19 protein-coding genes are annotated in these 20,717 nt (G+C 49.9%); 18 read left to right on the top strand and 1 reads right to left on the bottom strand.

Annotated elements, in window-relative coordinates; genetic code table 11:
• The first annotated feature begins 65 nt into the window (after positions 1-65).
• The 4 genes from FHS16_RS11165 to FHS16_RS11150 all read left to right on the top strand — a co-directional run bounded on the left by FHS16_RS11165 (position 66) and on the right by FHS16_RS11150 (position 2,931).
• Positions 66-329, top strand: coding sequence for a YlbG family protein (locus FHS16_RS11165; RefSeq protein WP_183561937.1), 264 nt, complete (start codon positions 66-68; stop codon positions 327-329).
• Between the two features lie 261 nt (positions 330-590).
• Complete coding sequence (locus tag FHS16_RS11160) at positions 591-1,016, top strand: hypothetical protein (protein ID WP_246431717.1); 426 nt, start codon at positions 591-593, stop codon at positions 1,014-1,016.
• A 125-nt stretch (positions 1,017-1,141) separates the two neighbouring features.
• A complete protein-coding gene (locus FHS16_RS11155) occupies positions 1,142-2,053 on the top strand; it encodes a selenium metabolism-associated LysR family transcriptional regulator (protein ID WP_183561933.1) in 912 nt (303 codons plus the stop codon).
• Positions 2,044-2,931 carry a PHP domain-containing protein gene (locus tag FHS16_RS11150; protein ID WP_183561931.1) on the top strand — a complete coding sequence of 296 codons (888 nt, stop codon included), beginning with the start codon at positions 2,044-2,046 and terminating at the stop codon, positions 2,929-2,931. Before FHS16_RS11155 ends, FHS16_RS11150 begins: the two co-directional genes overlap by 10 nt.
• A 248-nt stretch (positions 2,932-3,179) precedes the next feature.
• On the opposite strand, the gene FHS16_RS11145 is transcribed toward FHS16_RS11150, so the two are convergent.
• Positions 3,180-4,931 (bottom strand): Rqc2 family fibronectin-binding protein, encoded by a 1,752-nt coding sequence (locus tag FHS16_RS11145; RefSeq protein WP_183561929.1) that lies wholly within the window; start codon positions 4,929-4,931, stop codon positions 3,180-3,182.
• Between the two features lie 174 nt (positions 4,932-5,105).
• Here FHS16_RS11145 and FHS16_RS11140 point away from each other — a divergent pair, with 174 nt between their 5' ends.
• The 14 genes from FHS16_RS11140 (at position 5,106) to priA (ending at position 20,695) form a co-directional block, all read left to right on the top strand.
• Positions 5,106-7,889 (top strand): calcium-translocating P-type ATPase, SERCA-type, encoded by a 2,784-nt coding sequence (locus FHS16_RS11140; RefSeq protein ID WP_183561927.1) that lies wholly within the window; start codon positions 5,106-5,108, stop codon positions 7,887-7,889.
• A gap of 121 nt (positions 7,890-8,010) precedes the next feature.
• Positions 8,011-8,841 (top strand): diaminopimelate epimerase, encoded by an 831-nt coding sequence (dapF, locus tag FHS16_RS11135; RefSeq protein ID WP_183561925.1) that lies wholly within the window; start codon positions 8,011-8,013, stop codon positions 8,839-8,841.
• A gap of 30 nt (positions 8,842-8,871) precedes the next feature.
• The gene (locus tag FHS16_RS11130) at positions 8,872-10,746 is read left to right on the top strand and encodes a bifunctional homocysteine S-methyltransferase/methylenetetrahydrofolate reductase (protein ID WP_183561923.1); all 1,875 of its coding nucleotides are present in this window, start codon (positions 8,872-8,874) and stop codon (positions 10,744-10,746) included.
• A 341-nt stretch (positions 10,747-11,087) separates the two neighbouring features.
• The gene (remA, locus tag FHS16_RS11125) at positions 11,088-11,348 is read left to right on the top strand and encodes an extracellular matrix/biofilm regulator RemA (protein ID WP_005548256.1); all 261 of its coding nucleotides are present in this window, start codon (positions 11,088-11,090) and stop codon (positions 11,346-11,348) included.
• A 13-nt stretch (positions 11,349-11,361) separates the two neighbouring features.
• Positions 11,362-11,979 (top strand): guanylate kinase, encoded by a 618-nt coding sequence (gene gmk / locus FHS16_RS11120; RefSeq protein WP_183561921.1) that lies wholly within the window; start codon positions 11,362-11,364, stop codon positions 11,977-11,979.
• A gap of 16 nt (positions 11,980-11,995) precedes the next feature.
• A complete protein-coding gene (rpoZ, locus tag FHS16_RS11115; RefSeq protein ID WP_053375625.1) occupies positions 11,996-12,205 on the top strand; it encodes a DNA-directed RNA polymerase subunit omega in 210 nt (69 codons plus the stop codon).
• A 172-nt stretch (positions 12,206-12,377) separates the two neighbouring features.
• Positions 12,378-12,560: a hypothetical protein gene (locus tag FHS16_RS11110; RefSeq protein ID WP_183561919.1), complete on the top strand. Its 183-nt coding sequence runs from the start codon at positions 12,378-12,380 to the stop codon at positions 12,558-12,560.
• 37 nt (positions 12,561-12,597) lie between these two features.
• Positions 12,598-12,783, top strand: a complete 186-nt coding sequence (locus FHS16_RS11105; protein WP_183561917.1) for a hypothetical protein — start codon at positions 12,598-12,600, stop codon at positions 12,781-12,783.
• Between the two features lie 169 nt (positions 12,784-12,952).
• Positions 12,953-14,341: an AraC family transcriptional regulator gene (locus FHS16_RS11100; RefSeq protein ID WP_183561915.1), complete on the top strand. Its 1,389-nt coding sequence runs from the start codon at positions 12,953-12,955 to the stop codon at positions 14,339-14,341.
• Positions 14,342-14,458: 117 nt separating this feature from the next.
• Positions 14,459-15,466 (top strand): iron-hydroxamate ABC transporter substrate-binding protein, encoded by a 1,008-nt coding sequence (locus FHS16_RS11095; protein WP_183561913.1) that lies wholly within the window; start codon positions 14,459-14,461, stop codon positions 15,464-15,466.
• Positions 15,467-15,649: 183 nt separating this feature from the next.
• Complete coding sequence (locus FHS16_RS11090) at positions 15,650-16,183, top strand: NUDIX domain-containing protein (RefSeq protein ID WP_183561911.1); 534 nt, start codon at positions 15,650-15,652, stop codon at positions 16,181-16,183.
• A 144-nt stretch (positions 16,184-16,327) separates the two neighbouring features.
• Positions 16,328-16,852 carry a YfiT family bacillithiol transferase gene (locus FHS16_RS11085; RefSeq protein ID WP_183561909.1) on the top strand — a complete coding sequence of 175 codons (525 nt, stop codon included), beginning with the start codon at positions 16,328-16,330 and terminating at the stop codon, positions 16,850-16,852.
• A 145-nt stretch (positions 16,853-16,997) separates the two neighbouring features.
• A complete protein-coding gene (gene coaBC / locus FHS16_RS11080) occupies positions 16,998-18,212 on the top strand; it encodes a bifunctional phosphopantothenoylcysteine decarboxylase/phosphopantothenate--cysteine ligase CoaBC (RefSeq protein ID WP_183561907.1) in 1,215 nt (404 codons plus the stop codon).
• Entirely contained in the window at positions 18,209-20,695 is a 2,487-nt protein-coding gene (priA, locus tag FHS16_RS11075) for a primosomal protein N' (RefSeq protein ID WP_183561905.1), read from the top strand. Before coaBC ends, priA begins: the two co-directional genes overlap by 4 nt.
• The last annotated feature ends 22 nt before the right edge of the window (positions 20,696-20,717 follow it).

Raw genomic sequence — 20,717 nt, 5'->3', positions numbered from 1 at the left:
CTTATTATTAGGAAGCAAAAGCGATTGATGCAGGTTTGCGATGCAAACCTTTTAGGAGGGAAAGGATGCTACCGGAACGAACAGGTTACATTGTGTGGGTAAGCGATTTGAAAGCAGCAAGGTCGTTAGAGAGATTTGGCACCGTCCATTATATGTCTCGCAAGATGCATTACGTCGTGATGTATATGAATGCCGAACGATCGGAAGAGGCTGTGCGGCAGATGGGCAAGCTTACTTACGTAAGGAAGATTGAACGCTCCTATCGCAACGAAATCAAGACCGAATACAGCAAGGACAGTGAAGACAAAACGAGATTCTATAGCCTCTAAATAATAGTGTCTGCATGCTGCAGCATTCAGAGTGGTCATGCAATAAGGTAAATATTTTATTCATTGTTATAAAAGACGCTTCTCCGTGTTCATAAACATGGAGAAGTGTCTTTTTTATAATTTTTACACCAAAAACTGTAAAATATGGTCGGACTTTATTTTATTGTTGAAATCTCGGACAATCGTGATAGAATGGAATTAAATTCATGGTATAAAAGACCTGGGTCCTGGGAAGGAGTGCGATGCGAAGTGAAAGATAGAATGACGAGAAGATGGAGTACCTATGAGTCGTTTTATATTGACCTCGGTGATAAGAAAGTAGCAGATATCGTCATCACAAACCACGCCAAGAGCCGCTGGCTGGATCGGATTGAAAGCGAGAAAACCGGCTTCGAAGATATTGCCGAGTTTTTGTGGGAATGCTTGAAGCAAGGTCGTATCGAATCTTATTACCGCAACGAGCAGGATGTTTATTTAATTGACGATGACCTCGTATTTGTTGCTGAATTCGCGGAATCGATGACGGAAACGGACATTACCGGCACTCCCTTACATAAGATGATCATCGTAACTTTCCTGGGCCGCATGTCTGAGACCATTGAGCTTAGAGATCTGAAATCATACTATTCGTGGCTCCGCCACTCTCGGCGCATGACGCTTGTAAAAAGCAGCAGAAAACGCAAATAATGAAGGCTGATGATATCATATTCGAGCATGCAATCATAAAAAGATTGCATGCTTTTTGTTGATCTTGGCAGATTGTATACAGGGTTTGTAGTATAATAATTACCAGAAGAAAGGATGGTCGACACATGGCGCTTAATTTTCATCAGCTGCACATTTTTTGTACGGTTGCAGAACGTGGCAGTTTTTCGGCTGCGGCTCAATCTTTACATATGACTCAGCCGGCAGTTACGATGCAGGTGCAGTCGCTGGAGGATTATTTCGGCACCAAGCTGCTTCAACGCTCGACGAAACGAATCGACCTCACTGAAGCAGGACGGGCACTGATGCCATATGCGCAGAGAAGCATCGATCTGATAAGAGATACAGATCAAGCGATGTCCGCATTCACGAAACAATTGAAGGGCAGGCTTCAGCTTGGTTCAAGCCTGACAATCGGCGAATATATATTACCAAGGCTGCTCGGGCCTTTCGGACAGGAATATCCTCATATTTCGATTAGCATGAAGGTGATGAACACCTCGCAAATTATGGAAGATATACTTAGTCACCAGCTTAACTTTGGGCTAATTGAAGCGCCGATTAACCATCCTGATATGCATATGGAAGCTGTGATGAGCGATGAACTGCGACTGATCGTGTCTAAGTCTCATCCGCTGTCGGAGCGGGAATCGGTTACATTGGAGGAGGCGATGGCTTATCCCTTCGTTCTGCGCGAGCAAGGTTCTGGAACAAGACTTGTTATGGAAGAGCAATTAAGAAATAAAAATATAGACCCGGCGTCGATGAAAATCGTAATGGAGCTTGGCAGTACGGGAGCCGTGAAATCAGCGGTTGAAGCGGGCTTAGGCATTTCGATTATTTCTTCCTCATCGGTCAAGCATGAGGTTGCACTCGATTTAATTCGAATGATTAAAGTATCGGACTCGAAATTCCAAAGACAATTTTATTCCATTTATTTGAAATCTGCCATTTTGCCAATTTCAGCCGTAACCTTTTTGTCCTTTTTGAGAGAGAGGGATCTTCAACAATGGCTATAGCAAATGGACTTGCCGATTTGCATACGCATACGACAGCGTCGGACGGAATGCATGCTCCTGCTTCAAACGTGCGGCTGGCAAAGGAAGCTGGGCTTGCGGCGATTGCAATTACGGATCACGATACGGTTGCTGGCGTCGAGGAAGCTGTTGCCGAAGGCGAAAGGCTCGGCATCACCGTTGTTCCCGGCGTTGAGGTGAGCACGGTTGCTGCTGGCGTTGATATTCATATATTGGGTTATTATACGAATAATGAAGATCAATCATGGCTTTCGCGGCTTGCGAGCTTGCGTGGACTGAGAGACCGTCGAAATGTAATGATCGTGGACAGGCTGAGAGAGCTCGGTATTGCTGTTACTATGGAGGATGTGATAACTGCAGCGCATGGTGATCGCACGAGAAGCGAGCTGCAATCCGCTGCTGTCAGCATTGGCCGTCCTCATATCGCGGCAGCGCTTATTGCCAAAGGAGCAGTATCGAATATGAGAGAAGCATTCGATCGTTATTTGGCCGCTGGAGCCGCAGCTTACGTCAATCTGCCGAGATTGCAACCATTCGAGGCGATCGATTGGATACGAGAGGCAGGCGGTACGAGCGTAATTGCGCATCCGGTCTTGTATGGAAATGATGCATTGGTTGAGGAGATCATACAGTATGGGGCTCAAGGCATAGAGGTATATCACTCAGACCATGGTCCTCAGGATGAGCGCCGATATGCAGAGCTAGCAGACCGCTATCAGTTGATCGTTACAGGCGGGTCAGACTTCCATGGTTCCCGAGAGGGTATCATTTTTCATGGTGCAGTAGGCAGCCGTACTGTAAGCGCAGATGTGCTTAGGCAGCTACAGCCATCTTGGATGAGCGCGCGGGAGGACATCTAGGCCTATACGATAGAAGAAGCGTCCAAGCGCAAGCGTGTCTCCCCAGCTTATCCGCAATGGGGAGACACGCTATGAAGTTGTTCAGCCATATGGGATGTGCAACGGCTATCGCGGCATTCCAGCGGGGTATTCATACGTTTGCAATAGCTGAAATCGAAAGTTGACGAAGGTGTTCCGATAGTAAAACACGGCGGCTTATTCCTTGGGAATAAGCCGCCGTGTTTTTGCGTTGGAGGAATAAAAGGATGCTATTTCAATACACAAGGAAGCGATTTAATGCGCCGCTCATCCGGTGTAACGAATAAGGTTTTCTGATTGTCGTAAATCACAAAGCCGGGCTTTGCTCCGTTTGGCTTGCGCACATGTCGAATCGTTGTGTAATCGACCGGTATTGAGCTGGAATCGCGTGCCTGGCTGTAATGTGCGGAAAGCATTGCGGCTTCCTCGAGGGTAGCGTTGCCGAAGTCGCCGCCTCTTATGACCACATGTGAACCTGGAATATCCTTGGTATGCAGCCATGTATCCGAGGGGGAAGCGAGCCGATTGGTCAAATATTCGTTTTGGGTGTTGTTCTTGCCCACAAATATTGCGGCGCCTTCGGAGGACGTGAAGCATAACAAAGTTGGCTTCAGCACTTTTTTCTTCTTCGGTCCGCGTCGTCCGCGCTCTTTCATGTAGCCCTGCTCTACAAGCTCGTCCCGAATTTCACCTATATCGCCAAGCGAAGCGTTATCGACCTGCTGAAGCAGCGATTCGAAATAGGCAATTTCGGTGCGTGCAAGCTCCATTTGCTCGGCTACGATAGACAAGCTATTTTTGTGCTTGGTATATCGGCGGAAATAACGCTGTGCATTATCCGACGGGGTGAGCTGCGGATCAAGATCGATCTTCACGACTGCCTGTTCTTCATCATAGAAATTGATCAGCTCAATGAAGGTATCCCCTCGTTTGATTTGATGCATGTAGGCTGTAAGGAGCTCGCCCAGCACTCTGAATTTTTCGGCATCCTTTGCCTCTACAAGCGTATCTTCAAGCTTCTTGATTTTGGTGATGTTTTTTGCTTTCTCATTCTGAACGAAGCGAATAAGATCCGCTGCCCGCTGCTTAACCGTATCGCGCTCGGCTTTGTTGCCATAGAAGCCTTCAAGGCAGGCGCTGATATCTGGGAATAGTTCGGCTTCGCCCTCTATATGCGTCAGCTCTGTAATGGAGAAAAACGATTTTCCTGTATCCGAATTGGTTTTTATAGTCGGCGTGAATTGGTTGCTCTTCACTTGCTGAATGAAATCATTGTAGCTGTTCCACAGCTCGGTCAGCGTATGAGGAGCGTCTTCATCTTGATCAGCATGCGCGCGATGCACAAGCTCCTTTGCCAGCAAAGGACTAAATCCGCTAAGCTTCTCTACCAGCCTTTTGTACAAGGGCGCTTCCTCGTCACTGTCGCTCAGCGCATCCAGAAAGGCTTGCTCGGTCTCAATCGTTAGGGGATCGATCTTCCCCTGCTCCGGTGGAGATGTGTAGGTACTGCCGGGCAATACGATCCGATGGCTGCTGATGGCAGGCGTAACATGGTGGATGCCGTCATGAATCATGCCCGTAGCCGGATCCATCAGAATAATGTTGCTGTGACGACCCATAATCTCGACGATGATCGTTTTGTTCGATAAGTCGCCCAGCTCATCCCGATGCTTGACCTCAATATGAATAATGCGTTCGCGACCCACTTGTCGAATCGATTCAATGAGTCCGCCCTCGCAGTGTTTCCGAAGCAGCATACAGAACATAGGCGCTTCCATCGGGTTGACGTACGTGCCTGTCGTCCAGTGTACGCGGGGATAAGTAGGGTTGGCAGAAAGCAGAAGCTTGCCCTGCATGCCTGCTCCCCGAATGCTGAATACGAGCTCGTGATTGGTAGGTTGGTGGATTTTATGTATACGCGCGCCAATGCAGCGCTGCAGGTCTTGCGTAATGGCATGGGTGACGATGCCGTCTAAAGCCATGGTGTAAGTTCCTCGCTTTCTTGGTAAGTCTTTCTCTATCATGCCATAGTTGAGCCAAAAACTTAAGTCTTTTCAGGGATATTTTATAGGCTGTCCGAATACATTTACCCTAGAAGGCTGTCCGATGGGCTCTTGTCTGCCTTGGCTCGGCATATTACGGGAGGGAGTTATTCCATGGAACAAATGAAATGGCATCAAATGGGAACGAGTGAGCTGATTGACGTGTTAGTCAGCTCCCCGAATCAGGGGCTGACGACGTCGGAAGCGGCGCAGCGGCTGGAGAAGAATGGACATAATGAATTGACAGAGGGCAAGCGGGTTTCCCCGATTTTGCTTTTCCTCAATCAATTTAAAGATTTCATGGTGCTTGTGCTGATGGGAGCAACTTTAATTTCAGGACTTCTCGGCGAGTACTTGGACGCCATCACAATCGTAGCCATTATCGGTCTCAATGCGGTGCTTGGCTTTGTGCAAGAATTCAGGGCAGAGCGTTCCCTGCGAGCGCTCAAGGAGCTTTCGGCGCCGACAGCAAAGGTATACAGAAGCGGGGAATTACAGACGGTTCCTGCCAAGGAACTTGTCGCAGGCGATCTCATTTATTTGGAAAGCGGGGACCGGATTCCTGCGGATGTACGGCTTCTCGAAGCGAATAGCTGTTATGTAGAGGAGTCGGCTCTGACGGGGGAATCGGTTCCGGTTGGCAAGCATTCCGCGGCGATTGCAGATGAGGACCTGCCGCTTGGCGATCAGCGAAATATGGGCTTCATGGGTACGATGCTTACGAGGGGAACGGCAAAGGCCGTTGTCATTCGTACAGGCATGGAAACGGAAATGGGCAAGATCGCTGGACTTATCCAACAGACGGAGTCGATGGAGACGCCGCTTCAGCATCGTTTGGAACAGCTGGGCAAAATTTTGATAGTCGTGGCGATCGGCTTGACCATCATGGTCGTCATTGCGGGCATTCTTCATGGACAGCCTGCTTACGGCATGTTCCTTGCGGGCGTCAGCTTGGCCGTAGCTGCTATCCCCGAAGGCCTTCCGGCAATCGTTACGATCGCGCTTGCGCTTGGCGTTCAGCGAATGATTAAACGGAAGGCTATCGTGCGCAAGCTGCCATCGGTGGAGACGCTCGGCTGCGCCTCGGTTATTTGTTCGGACAAAACAGGCACCCTGACGCAAAATAAAATGACCGTCACGCATGTATGGCTGGGAGGCAGGCAGCTTGAGGTAAGCGGCGAAGGCTATGATCCGACTGGCGCTATCTATGAAGCGGGCAATGCGCTCGACATCAAGCATGATCAAGCGATTAAACGGCTTCTTCAAGTAAGCGCGCTTTGCAACAACGCTCAAATCGTCAAGGTAGAGGCCGTTGAAACAGGCAAGCGCAAGAGCAAAGAAGTCAAAGAGGAATGGATGCTTAAAGGCGATCCGACGGAAGGTGCATTGGCGGTGCTTTCCGCTAAGCTTGGCTCTTCAGCAAAGTCGCTTGAGCAGCTGTACAAACGGGAGAAGGAGTTTCCTTTCGATTCCGAAAGAAAAAGAATGTCCGTCGTTGTATCGCACCAAGGCGGCCGGCTCATCTGCACGAAAGGCGCTCCCGACCTGCTAATGGATCATTGCGCTTATGTGCTGTGGGAAGGGAAGGTCGTTCCGTTTACCTCTACGCTTAAACGGAAATGCGCCGAGGCTGGCGAACAGATGGCACAGTCAGCGCTTCGTGTTCTGGGGCTTGCCTATCGTGATTTACGGGCTGGCGATGCTTGCGAGACGGAAGAGGATGCGGAGTGTCAGCTCGTATTCGTCGGATTGACCGGAATGATCGACCCTCCGCGCCGCGAGGTAAAGGAAGCGATCGCGACCTGCAGACGAGCCGGGATCAAAACGGTGATGATCACAGGAGACCATCAATTAACGGCTGAAGCAATCGCCGGGCAGCTCGGCATTATGCCGCGCGGAGGCATTGCGATGAGCGGCAGGCAGCTTGAAGCGATGGACGATGAGCAGCTTGATCGTTTAGTCGACAATATTTATGTCTACGCAAGAGTTTCTCCTGAGCATAAATTGCGGATTGTCAAAGCGCTTCAGCGCCAAGGTCATGTCGTTGCGATGACTGGGGACGGCGTGAATGACGCGCCAGCCATCAAAGCGGCGGATATTGGCATTGCAATGGGGATTACAGGCACGGATGTTACGAAGGAAGCCTCAGCGCTCGTGCTGAGCGACGACAACTTCTCTACGATTGTTGCGGCAATTGAGGAGGGGCGGGGAATCTATGAGAATATCCGTAAATTCATTCGTTATTTGCTGGCTTCCAATGTAGGGGAAATTCTCGTTATGTTCCTAGCAATGATGGCCGGGCTTCCGCTTCCGCTGGTCCCCATCCAAATTTTGTGGGTTAACCTCGTTACGGATGGCTTGCCGGCGATGGCGCTCGGCGTTGACCAGGCTGAGAAGGATCTTATGCAGCAAAAGCCCCGCTCGGCTAAAGAGAGTATTTTCTCCCGCAGATTGGGCTGGAAAATCATTAGCCGCGGTATTCTCATCGGTGTCTGCACGCTTGGCGCATTTTGGATAACGCTGCATGATGCGCCTGGCAGCGCCGCGCAGCTTATGAAAGCACAGACTGTCGCGTTCGCAACGTTAGTCATGGCACAGCTAATACATGTGTTCGACTGCCGGAGCTCACGCTCGATTTTTCATCGGAATCCGTTTCAAAATAAATATTTGGTGTTGGCCGTGCTGTCCTCGCTGCTTCTTATGATCGGGGTCCTTTATATCGAAGCGCTGCAGCCCATATTCAAAACGGTTCCGCTTAACTTCCGTGAATGGTGTCTCGTATTTGTCGCAGCAGGAATTCCGACGTTCCTAATGGGAATTGGTAGCGTGCTCGGTACTTCAAGCAAAAAGAAGAACAAAACGAAATGGCCGATCGGGCCTCAAACCGCGGCAAGATAGCAAATAAATACAAATCATTAAACAAATTATGAATAGCCTTTCTCCTTGCTTTGCGGTATGCTATGAAGAATAAATCATAGCAATAACATACCAAGAGATGTGGCAAGGAGAGGGCATTCATATGAATTTCACAAAAATGAACGGTTTAGGAAACGATTTCGTAGTCATCGCAGGCGAGCAGCAGCTGCCAGCGGATGTAGCCGATTTGGCTGTTAGGCTTTGCAACCGGTTTTTCGGTATCGGGGCAGACGGCCTTGTTTATATCCTTCCTTCGGAAATCGCGGACTTCCGGATGCGCATTATTAATTCCGACGGTTCCGAAGCTGAGCAATGCGGCAATGCCATTCGATGTGTGGCCAAATATGTATATGATAATGGACTAACCGATAAAAAAGAGATTACGATTGAAACGTTGGGAGCAGGCGCGCAGAAGGTTCAGCTTACCGTTGATAACGGCGAGGTAGCCTCTGTCCGCGTCGATATGGGCGAGCCTATCCTGAACGGGCTGCAGGTGCCGACAACGATTGACGCTGAACGCGTAATCGAACATCCAATCGAGGTAGACGGTCGCGAATTCCGTTTCACCGCGGTGTCCATGGGCAATCCCCACTGTGTCATTTATGTGGAAGATGCAGCCAGCTTCGATCTGAATACGTGGGGCCCTAAGCTAGAGACACATCCGTTATTCCCGCGCAAAATTAACGTAGAATTCGTAACGGTCAATTCTCGTACGCATACGGACATGCGCGTATGGGAGCGCGGAGCAGGTCCGACGCTTGCTTGCGGCACAGGCGCTTGCGCAACGGTCGTGGCTTCGGTGCTGAATGGCGCGACAGATCGCACCGCTACTGTATCCCTAAAAGGCGGAGATCTTCTCATTGAATGGAATGAATCGGATAACCATGTTTATATGTCTGGCCCTGCGGCTGTATCATACCGTGGCAGTATCTAAGAGCAACGTAAGATGGGTGGAATGAATAAAATGAAACCGGATTTAAGGGAAGCGCTCCAGCAGCGTATCTTGACCGGGGACGGCGCGATGGGAACCTATCTGTATCAGATGGGGTTCCCTGTCGGCGTTTCTTATGAAGAATTCAATACGATTCGTCCAGATGTGATTGAGAATATCCACCGCCGCTATTATGAGGCTGGTGCACGCGTTATCGAGACGAATACGTTTTCAGCTAATAATGAGAAGCTTTCCAAATACGGCTTGGAGCACGAGATGGATGCCATCAACCGCGCTGGCGTGCGTGTTGCCCGCGCTGCGATTGGCGAGGATGCCTACGTCGTTGGCGCCGTCGGCTCCATTCGCGACGGGAAGCTTAAAAACCTGCGTACCGCAAAAGTAATCGAAGCCTATCAGCGCCAAATGCATGCATTGCTTGAAGAAGGCGTTGACGGGTTGCTGCTCGAAACGTTCTATGACCTTGATGAGATGCTGCTTGCGCTTCGCATCGCAAGAGCGGCTTCGAACGTGCCTGTTATTTGCCAATTTGCCGTGGAGGACGTTGGCCGGACACAGGAAGGCAATGGCATGAAGAGCGCTTTCGACCAATTGCAGGAAGAAGGCGCCGATGTCGTCGGCTTTAACTGCCGAAGCGGTCCCAACGGTATTATGCGAGCGATCGATTCGATAACAGGCCCTATAGGCTTGCCATTGTCCGTATATCCGAACGCGGGCATTCCAGATTACATTGACGGCAAATATACGTATTCCGCCGGCCCGGAATATTTTGCAGAATCCGCTCTGCGCTTTGCTGATCGCGGTGCACGATTAATTGGAGGCTGCTGCGGAACGACGCCGGAGCATATCCAAGCGATTGCCGCTGCACTTGACAACTATGTTCCGCAAATTGGACAACCGCCAGCACCATTGCCTGTTTTCGAAAAGATTATTGTGAAGCCTGCTGAGAAGCTGGCTGAATTGGACGTCATTCCTAGCAAACAAGCCATACAGGAACCCTCCATTGTAGATCTTGTTAATAAGCGTCATACGGTTATCGTGGAGCTTGATCCACCGCGTGATTTGGATATTCGCAAGTTTATGGACGGAGCAGCCGCGCTCAAAGAAGCGAAGGCGGATGCGGTCACGATGGCCGATAATTCGCTTGCCGTAACCCGAATGAGCAACATCGCGCTTGCTGCGCTTTTACAGGAGAAGGTCGGCATTAGGCCGCTCGTGCATATCGCTTGCCGCGATCGCAACTTGATCGGAACGCAGTCCCATATGATGGGGCTTGATGCGCTCGATATAGATCATGTGCTCGCGGTGACCGGTGATCCGGCTCGATTTGGCGATTTGCCGGATTCAAGCTCCGTGTATGACTTGACCTCCTTCGAGATGATTCGGATGATCAAACAGTTGAACGACGGAACGGCTTTCTCCGGCAAGCCGTTGAAGCAGAAAGCCAAATTCGTCGTGGGAGCTGCTTTTAATCCGAATGTGAAGCATTTGGACAAGGCTGTTCAGCGGCTCGAGCGCAAAATCAAATCGGGCGCGGACTATATTATGACGCAGCCCGTATATGATCCGGCACTTATCGAGCGAATAGCGGAATCGACGAAACATTTGTCCGTCCCCGTATTTATCGGCATTATGCCGCTTGCAAGCGGACGAAATGCCGAATACCTCCACAACGAGGTGCCGGGAATTCAGCTGTCGGACGAGGTCCGCGCTAGAATGGCAGGACTTGAAGGAGAAGCTGGCAGAGCGGAAGGCGTTCAGATTGCCAAGGAGCTGCTTGATGCTGCTTTGCCGCATTTCAAAGGCATTTATTTAATTACTCCGTTTATGTTTTATGATATGGGCGTACAGCTTACACAGTATGTTTGGCAGAAAACAGAGCGTATGTAGCTAAATTGTGAAGAAATGATGCGAAAACGAGCCTTTTTTGCTTGTTTTCGCATTTTCGCTTGTTCGTTGACGAAAAATCAATTAAAATAAAGCAAGGATACAGTTGCCACACTTTCATAGCATGGCAAGGACAGGCCGTTTACAAACGGCAGCGGTAGGTGCATTCGTCTAAGCGGGGAAGTATGCAAGGCGCTTTTTTCGTCAACAATAGTGCAGTAGTTCTGTCGGTATTTGGCAAGAACGCAAACTTGTCGTATTCACATTTTCTAAATATATACTAGTCATTACACACTTGCAGACAGATGCACAGGGTAGACCGTAGGCGGGGGAGGAAACCAGGCTTGGCTATTAAACTCATTAATATCGGATTCGGCAATATTGTATCTGCAAACCGCATTATTTCAATCGTAAGCCCGGAATCAGCTCCGATTAAACGAATCATTCAAGAAGCCCGCGACCGTCATATGCTTATTGATGCTACATATGGACGACGCACGCGAGCTGTTATTATTACGGATAGCGATCATGTGATATTGTCGGCTGTTCAGCCCGAAACGGTTGCGCACCGCTTATCCACTAAGGACGACGATAACGACGAATAGTACGGGGAGTCATATGGATAAGGGATTGTTAATTGTACTGTCAGGCCCCTCTGGGGTTGGCAAAGGGACGGTATGTTCCGTTCTTCGTAATAAGGTACCTGAGCTGGTGTATTCCGTGTCGGCTACGACTAGATTGCCGCGTCAGGGTGAAGTGGATGGAGTCAATTATTTTTTCAAAAGCCGTGAGCAGTTTCAAGATATGATTGCGCGTGACGCACTTCTTGAGCATGCTGAATATGTTGGTAATTACTACGGAACGCCGCGAGATTTCGTGGAGCGTACGCTAGCAAGCGGCAAGGATGTCATTCTGGAAATCGAAGTTCAAGGTGCGCTGAAGGTGAAGCAAAAGTTCCCTGAGGGCATTTTCGTATTTTTATTGCCACCATCCTTGGATGAGCTGAAGCAGCGTATAACGGGCCGTGGTACCGAATCTTTGGATACGATCAATAATCGCATGTCTGTAGCGGTCGATGAAATGAACTTGCTTGGCCACTATGATTATGCGGTATTGAATGATGAGATAGATGCTGCATGCGATCGTATTCGCAGCATCATGATAGCCGAGCATTGCCGAAGAGAAAGATATTTACCGTACGTTTCAGGTATGGTCGCCGCAATTGAGAAAGCATGAGTGAGGAGAATGAACGATGTTATATCCGTCCATTGATGAAATGGTGAAAAAGGTTGACAGTAAATACACGCTAGTGGTAGCAGCTTCCAGACGTGCTCGCATGCTTCGTAACGGAGACAAATCGGAATTGAAAAATCCGCGGTCCCGCAAGTATGTTGGCGTTGCGCTAGAAGAAATTTACGGCGACATTCTCCAAGTGGAAAACCTCGCTACAAAAGAGGACTAGACAGCAGTTTTTAAATAATCTTTATTTAGGGCAGGGGCGCTTACTGGTGACAGTATGCGCTCCTTTTCTGTTTATTACAGCGCGATAACTTCTCGTATTCAATGACTTTTGTTAAAATAGTGGAAACAAGCTTCACGCATGTTCGTCTAAAAATGATACATAGGAGGTAAATATGGAACCCTTGCTAATTGCTATTATTTTTTTGGTTGTGTCGATGCTGCTATTGTCCGTTGTTATTCGCGGAGCGATTGATTCTTCCAAGCTAACCAAACAAATGGTGGAGCTTAACGAGGAAATGAGGCTGCTCAGAAAAGATATCCAAAATAGTAAGCATATCGTGGACAAGCGCGTGTAGTTTAATGTTGCTCTTAATGGGATAGGAGGAATGCGGAATGGCGAGTGAAAAGGAAATTCAAGAAATGAAGCGATCCTTGGAGAAGCTTGAGGAGCAGGTGGAGCTGTTAAAATCACAACCCAAGGGCAGTCGTTCAGGCATGGCAAGCTTTGCCATTGCTTTTGTTATTGTGTTTATAGGTATCCTCCTGTTTATTGGCATATTTCAGTTTATTAGTCATTAATTTCCGAATCATAAATGCCGCTTCCCCGCAGCGGCCTCTTGCTTTATAATTGATAATAGTTATCAATTGTGAGCGGGCTTCATCGCATTCCAAGGAAAACATGTATAGCGGGGACGATAGTTAGGCTTGGTCTTGGCAAGTCTGTAGTCCTATCAGAGGAGGACGAATCTTGTTTTTGAAAAAAGTCCCGTTAAAGCGGAAAAATAGTAAGCAGCAGCATGACTACTATAAAATTGTTGAATCCTACCGCGATGTGAACGGCAAACCGAAGCATCGATTGGTTGCGAATATCGGTGAATTGACGCTGGAAGCAGCTGAGCAATGGAGAAAGCAGCTGCGTGCGGGAATCATGCCTGAATCGCTGCGCTTTTTAGGTGAGGATGGAAGTCCGAGTGAAAGGCAGGCAATTCCAAATTCAGGGATAGAGAAAGAAGCTGCAGGGTCGGAATGGATAGAAAAGGCGCTGGACTATATTAAAAAGAATTACGCTGGAGAGATGACTAGGGCTGCGGAAGCGAAGCGAGCGTGTGTGAGTCCGGAGCATTTCTCGCGTGTGTTCAAGCGCCATACAGGGAAGACGTTTAAAGAGTATGTGACCGAGCTTCGTATCCGTGCCGCTCAGGAGCAGCTGTTCACTTCCAAAAAAGACTTGTATGAGACTGCGCTGAGCGTGGGATACAAGGATGGCTTCTATTTGAGCCGCCGCTTTAAGCAGATAACAGGGGACGCTCCGACTATTTATTTGAAACGTCCCAAACGAATCGCCACGTTATCCTACAACTATTCGGCTAGTCTGTTTACGCTTGGTGTCATGCCTTCTCTAGCCGTTATCTCCAATTGGACTCTAGACCTGTTCGGACAGGAAGCTGCAAGAAGCAAGATTCATTTATTCCAGAATGTACCGAAAAATTTGTATGCGGCGATTAACCCGACATCTCCTGATTTGATTTTGAATTATGTTTCGAACGAGGAAAGCTCGGAGGAGCTGCGGCGTATTTCTCCGCTAGTGTCGCTGCCATTTGAACAAATGAATTGGGATGAGCAGTTTATGCGTATTGCAGAGATTGTTGACCGCTCTATCGCAGCCAAGGATTGCCTGAAGCGGCTTGAAGAGCTTGCAGGCCACGCGAGTCGTGAATTGGATCATTGCCTTGGCAAACGGGGGACGGCGGTCGTGATCGAGCTTGGAGCCGAAACCAGCTATGTGTTTGGTGACAAGTGGGGAAGGGCGTCCCATCTATTATACGATGCTTTGCAGTTTGCACCGCCGCTTAGTATGATGGAGAACGGCTCACACCGAATTGGATATGTGGAGGCGCCAACGGAGGAGGTTCATTCTTTTGCAGCTGATCATATGTTCATCGTCCTGCCTAAGGATCTTAAGGAACGGCGCAAAGTACAAAATATCATAAACCGCCGCTGCTGGCAGCTGCTTCCCGCTTATCAAAACAATCATATTTATAGCATTGACGGACATGCCTTTTATGGATTTGATCCGGCCTCGACAGAGAAGCAGCTAAAGGACATCGTCCATGTTATTTCAAAGAGCACCTCGTAGTGGTCGTGAGAACATCACATTTAGCTATGGACGCATAACTTCGCGAGCTGTTACTGTTATTGCATGAGAATGGTAATCATTCGCATCAAAATAACAGATGGAAAGAGGAACTGAAGGATGCAAAGCTTGAGAAAGAGATTAGGACTGGGGACGATTGTACTTTCATTGATTACCTTATTGGCGGCCTGCGGCGGGAATAATGCAGGTACAAATGAGGCGCCAAACCAAACAAACAATGCTGCCGTATCGCCATCGCCATCCGCTAGCCCGACAGAGGCTGTGGATGAGAATGCCACACGGATATACAAGTCGATTAACGGTGACGTGGAAATACCGGCGAGCCCTAAGCGAATTGTAGCGGATCAATATTTGCAGACGATGCTCGCGCTTGGCGTAAAGCCTGTCGGTGCAGACCAATATTATATAGATAATCCTTACACAAAGGACTTGGCAGCGGGAATTGAAGGAATTGGCGAAAGAAGCGCTATTAACCTGGAGAAAGTCGTATCGCTTGAGCCCGACCTAATCATTACGGCGACAGAGGATGCGAATGTCTACGACCAGCTTTCCAAAATTGCCCCTACTGTCGCGATTCCATTCGGCACGAATGCCACGTTCAAGGGCGTGCATGCCGAGATGAGAGGAATTGCGGAGCTGCTCGGCAAACAGGCGGAAGCTGAAGCTTGGTTAACGGCTTACGATGGGAAGATAGAGGAGCTTAGAGGCAAACTTTCTGGAAAAGTAAGCAAGGATGAAACGTTCTCCATTTTTGAATCAGGCGGAAAAACGACATATACGTTCGGTGATAACTTTGGCAGGGGCGGACAAGCCATATACGGCGCATTGCAGCTTCAGCCGACTGAACGCATTCGCAGCGAGCTGTTCGGCGATACGCAGTGGAAGGAGCTTTCGCTCGAATTGCTTCCTGATTATGCAGGCGACCATATTCTGCTGTTCTCAGAGACCGGCAACGACGAGTTTAAGAAAACAGAAATATGGAACTCGCTGGCTGCTGTAAAAAACAACCGTGTTCACGAACTGGCCGCTGACCGTTTCTGGTACTTTGATCCCGTGTCGATTCTAGCGCAAGCAGAGGAAATTACAGCAATGCTGATTGGAGAATAATGATCAGCGCAACGAAAGAGCCGCTCGGCATTTATAGCCGAGCCGCTCTTTTTTCTTTTTCACATGTATAATTATGAATATCGGCTTCAGATTTGATAAACTAAGGGAATGTCATAATCAGATTAACGATATTCAGCAGCGATAATTTAGAAGCTGTAATTTGAAAAAAGGAAGTTGAGATACATGAATGAACATGCTGCTATAGAAAATGCACCTGCATTATCCAAGTGCATCGTTTGGGGAGCAGTCGAAAACTGCTTTTCGCAAAATTATGAGGTGGACATTGCGCTGGTTAGCAATATTAGTATTATACCAACGGTTGGAGACGGGTATGTCGTCATGCAGCTCGAGGACGGACGATGGGAGCTTGCAGGGGGAACGCTCGAGCCGGGCGAGCATCATCATGATGCATTGGTGAGAGAGGTGCTGGAGGAGCTGGGAGCAGAACTGACGGATTATACGCTGTTTGGGTGCTTCAATTGTCATTCCTCAGCAAACGAGCCTTATCGGCCGCATATTCCGCATCCGAATTTCGTTAGGTTGGTTGGGTACGGTGAGGTCAAGCTAACAGGAAAGCCGCTAAACCCGCCGGATGGCGAGCAGGTTGCAATTGTAGTAGTGGTATCGATCGACGAAGCTGTAAGAAGGTTTGAGGAAATCGGGCGTTTTGATATTGCTGAGCTTTATGCGATGGCACACCGGTTGAAGCACGCATAGGAGGGGCGCAGCCGATTTGGAATGCGGAGCCTCCCGCTTTTTTTTGTTCGAAAACGATGGGGTTTGGTTAGATTTTGATGCCGCTTATGTTATGATAGTTGATGGGAATTGCGTATCATGGACGAATGAACAGGAGGGAACGGAATGGACAAATTACGTTATCCGATTGGCAGGTACTCGTTCGAGGGAATGACCAATAAACATCGTGAACAGTGGATTATCGACATCGAGAGACTGCCTGGTCAGCTCAGCGCTGCTTTAGCGGAATTGGACGATGAACAGCTGGATACTTCTTATCGGAGCGGCAGCTGGAGCGTTAGGCAGGTCGCACATCATCTTGCGGATGCATCGATGAATTATTTTTCACGCTTCAAGCTCGCACTTACGGAGAATAATCCGACGATCAAGCCTTTTAATGAAGAGCGCTGGGCCGAAACCGCCGACAGCCTCCAAGCGTCATCTGCAATCAGCCTTTCAATCGTGGAAGGCATTCATGCACGCTTGGTGCTTTTGCTGCGCTCGTTGGAGACGGCCGACTTTGATAAAATGTTCTACCACCCAGAGAAGGGAAGCCAGATCGGCTTAGCTTACTTCTTAGGGTACGTAGCTTGGCACGGCAAGCATCACGTTGCGCAAATCACGAGCTTGAGAGAGCGCAAGGATTGGTGAGCGATGCCGCCTGGCTTAGACGAATTTGCCCTTTTAAAATAACAAATGATAAGCCAGCTTCCTAGCGGGCTCGTCAGTTTAATGCGGAACGGACTTATGTATTCAAAGTGGCTTTTAGCCGTTTACGCTTGATAGGAGATACTCCATGCTAAAAGGAAAAACGATTATACTTGGCATCACAGGCGGAATCGCGGCATACAAGGGAGCGGCGCTCTGCAGCAAGCTGGTTCAGGCAGGAGCAATCGTGCATGTCATTATGACCGAATCGGCAACGAAGTTCATCACGCCGCTTACTTTGCAAACGTTGTCTCGCAATACCGTCCATATCGATACGTTTGACGAGCGTGACCCTGCTGTCGTCTCGCATATTCATTTGGCCGACCACGCAGATCTAATCGTAATTGCTCCGGCTACTGCCAATGCCATTGCCAAGCTGGCCGGAGGCCATGCCGATGATATGCTGAGCACGACGCTTCTGGCAGCAACAAGTCCTGTACTTATTGCTCCGGCTATGAATGTACATATGTATGAGCATCCTGCGGTTGTCAGCAATTTAGAGCTGCTGGCAGCACGCGGGGTGATGTTTGTTGAGCCGGGAACAGGTCAGCTCGCTTGCGGCTATGTAGCCAAAGGCCGGCTTGCAGAACCCGAGGATATTGTGGCAGCAATCGGCTCTTGGTTCAGCAGAGGAGCCAAGCTGAAAGGCAAACGCGTACTCGTTACTGCTGGCGGTACAATGGAGAGACTGGATCCGGTCCGGTTTCTGACAAACGACTCGTCAGGCAAAATGGGATTTGCGATTGCGGAAGCCGCGCAGCTGATGGGAGCGGATGTAACGCTAATTGCAGGAAGAACAACGGCTGCTGTTCCTTCAGGGGTGAACGTAATACGCGTAGAATCGGCGCAGGAAATGCTGGAGGCAGTGACTGGCAGGTTCGCGGATATGGATATCGTCATCAAAGCTGCGGCGGTCGCGGATTACAGGGCAGCTCAGATCAGTGGTCAGAAGCTGAAAAAAACGGGCGAAAAGCTCGTACTGGAGCTTGAACGTACGGTCGACATTCTTGAAACGCTGGGACAGCGGAAGCAGCATCAATTTTTAGTCGGCTTTGCGGCGGAAACGGACCAAGTGGAGCGGTATGCAATGGACAAGCTTCGACGTAAGAATTGCGACCTTATCGTAGCCAATGATGTAGCCAAGGACGGAGCTGGCTTCAACGGTGATACGAACATCGTTCAAGTATACAGCTCGGAGGGGCTAGTGGATTCAATGCCGCTGCTGTCGAAGCGCGAGGTTGCGACCCGCTTGCTTGAGCTGATCGAAGCGCGGATGAACGCTGCTGGAGGGAGCAGCAAATGATTGCCAAAGTCATTGTAGACGTGCCGAGCCGCCAGACGGATCGGCCGTTTGATTATGAGGTGCCTGCTGCATTTGCCGACTGGATCGAGGTAGGCAGCCGTGTCGGCGTACCCTTCGGAGGGCGCGTGCTGCAAGGATTCGTGACTGAGCTGGCCGATACGTCGGATTTCGATTCGAAGCGGCTGAAGCCGATTGCCGAGCTGCTCGATCATGTGCCCCCGCTGCTTCCTGACTTGATCGAGTTGGCGAAATGGATGAGCGAGAAATATTGCTGCTCCTGGACAACAGCGCTGCAGGCAATGATACCGGGAGCCTTGAAGGGCAAGGCGGAAAGGCTCGTGTGCATTCAAGACGCGGAATCGGCTAGCGAGGATTTGCCGCTTGCCATGACTGAGTGGATGGGCAGCCAGCTGGTTAAGCTGGATGTGCTGCTCGAGCGTTTCCCTGAGTACGCAAAGTCAGTGAAGTCCGCGCTGCGTGAAGGGGTACTGGTTGAGCATACGAAGGTGCGGGATCGGCTGGCTATTCGCAAGGTGCTCACCGTTTATTTGCCCGATGATGTAGGGAAGGTCCGTACACAATTAGCGGCATTGCCGGCGCGTGCGGGTAAGCAACGCGAAGTTCTTGCTTTTATGCTGGAGCGAGGAGAGCCAATGGTGCTTCAGCAGCTTCTTGCTGAAGCGGGAGGCTCGGCAGCAAGCGTCCGCTCGCTGGCTGAGAAAGGACTGCTTGAATTGAGAGAGGTTGAGCAGCAGCGCGACCCTTATGCAGGGAGGGAATTTGATCGAACGATGCCGCTTGCATTGACCGAGGGTCAGAACGAGGTATATGACCGTATCATAAGAGCCGTTGATGCGGGCGAGCCGAAGACGATGCTGCTGCATGGCGTAACGGGGAGTGGGAAGACTGAGGTTTATTTGCAGTCCATCCAATTTTGTTTGGAGCAGGAAAAGCAAGCGATCGTATTGGTTCCGGAAATCTCCTTAACCCCCCAGATGGTGGAACGTTTCAAGGGACGTTTCGGCGATGCTGTGGCTGTGCTCCACAGCAGGCTCTCTAACGGGGAGCGTTACGACGAGTGGCGTAAAATCCGCAGCCGTCAGGTGCAGGTCGCGATTGGGGCGCGATCAGCTATATTTGCACCCTTTGAGCGCATTGGGCTTATTATAATTGACGAGGAGCATGAATCTTCCTACAAACAGGAGGAGAGTCCGAAATATCATGCGCGCGACGTTGCCGTTCGTAGGGCAAGACAGCACGGGGCTGCGGTAGTACTCGGCTCCGCGACGCCTTCCCTGGAGTCATTCGCAGCGGCAAGCAGGCCGTTGACAGCTAAGGATGAAGGACGTGAGCCGGCTCTGCTTCCTATGCCAGTGCGTGTAGGCGGGAGGCCGCTGCCGCCTGTCACGGTCATCGATATGCGCGAGGAGCTGAAGGAAGGCAATCGTTCCATGTTCAGCCGCTTGCTTCACAGCTCGCTTGCCGATAGGCTGGAGCGAGGTGAGCAATCTGTGCTGCTGCTTAATCGAAGAGGGTATTCGACCTTTGTGATGTGCCGCTCTTGCGGCTACACGGCAGCTTGTCCGCATTGCGATATTTCGCTAACCTATCATCAGAAATCGCGTGCGCTGCGCTGCCACTATTGCGGCCATGCAGAGCAGGCGCCGGCGACTTGTCCTTCCTGCCAAAGCGAGCATATCCGCTATTTCGGAACCGGAACCCAGCGGGTAGAGGAGGAGCTCTCCAAGCTTTTTCCTGGCATTAGGGTCATTCGGATGGATGTGGATACCACGACCGAAAAAAATTCGCATGAGAAGCTGCTGAAGCAGTTCGGCGACCGGAAGGCAGATGTATTGCTAGGCACGCAAATGGTGGCAAAAGGTCTTGATTTCCCTTACGTCACGCTTGTCGGCGTTATCGCAGCGGATACATCCCTTAATCTGCCTGATTTCCGCGCAGCCGAGCGCACGTTTCAATTGCTCACCCAGGTTGCCGGACGGGCGGGGAGGCATCATTTGCCCGGCGAGGTCGTTATTCAAACCTACGTGCCTGAGCATTATGCCGTCGTTACAGCGCAGCAGCATGATTATGCAGCATTCGTAAGCGAGGAGCTTCGCCATCGCAGCGCAATGGGATATCCGCCATACTGCAGGCTGATTCTTGTCACGATGTCGCATGAGCAGCTGCCGCTGCTGTCTACCGTCAGCGAGGGCTTTGCATCTGAGCTGCGTGAGATTGCCGAGAATGAAGGGGTTCTGATTTCGCTTAGCAGCGGCTTTGGGAGAGCGCTCGAAGTGCTTGGTCCAGTGGCGTCGCCGATTTCAAGAATCAAAGATCGCTACCGTTTTCAATGTGTGATAAAATATCGGGGGAGCATCGATGCTTCCGCGCTTGTCCGTAAAGCACTCTTGCCATTCACGGGCGGACCGCCGCAGCGTCTTGTGCAATTCAGTATTGACGTGGATCCACAAGTTATATTATAAATAGCTATTACTATTTTAATGA

The sequence above is a fragment of the Paenibacillus endophyticus genome (genome assembly GCF_014192395.1).
GTDB lineage: Bacteria > Bacillota > Bacilli > Paenibacillales > Paenibacillaceae > Pristimantibacillus > Pristimantibacillus endophyticus.
This window is presented reverse-complemented; position numbering and strand designations above follow the sequence as displayed.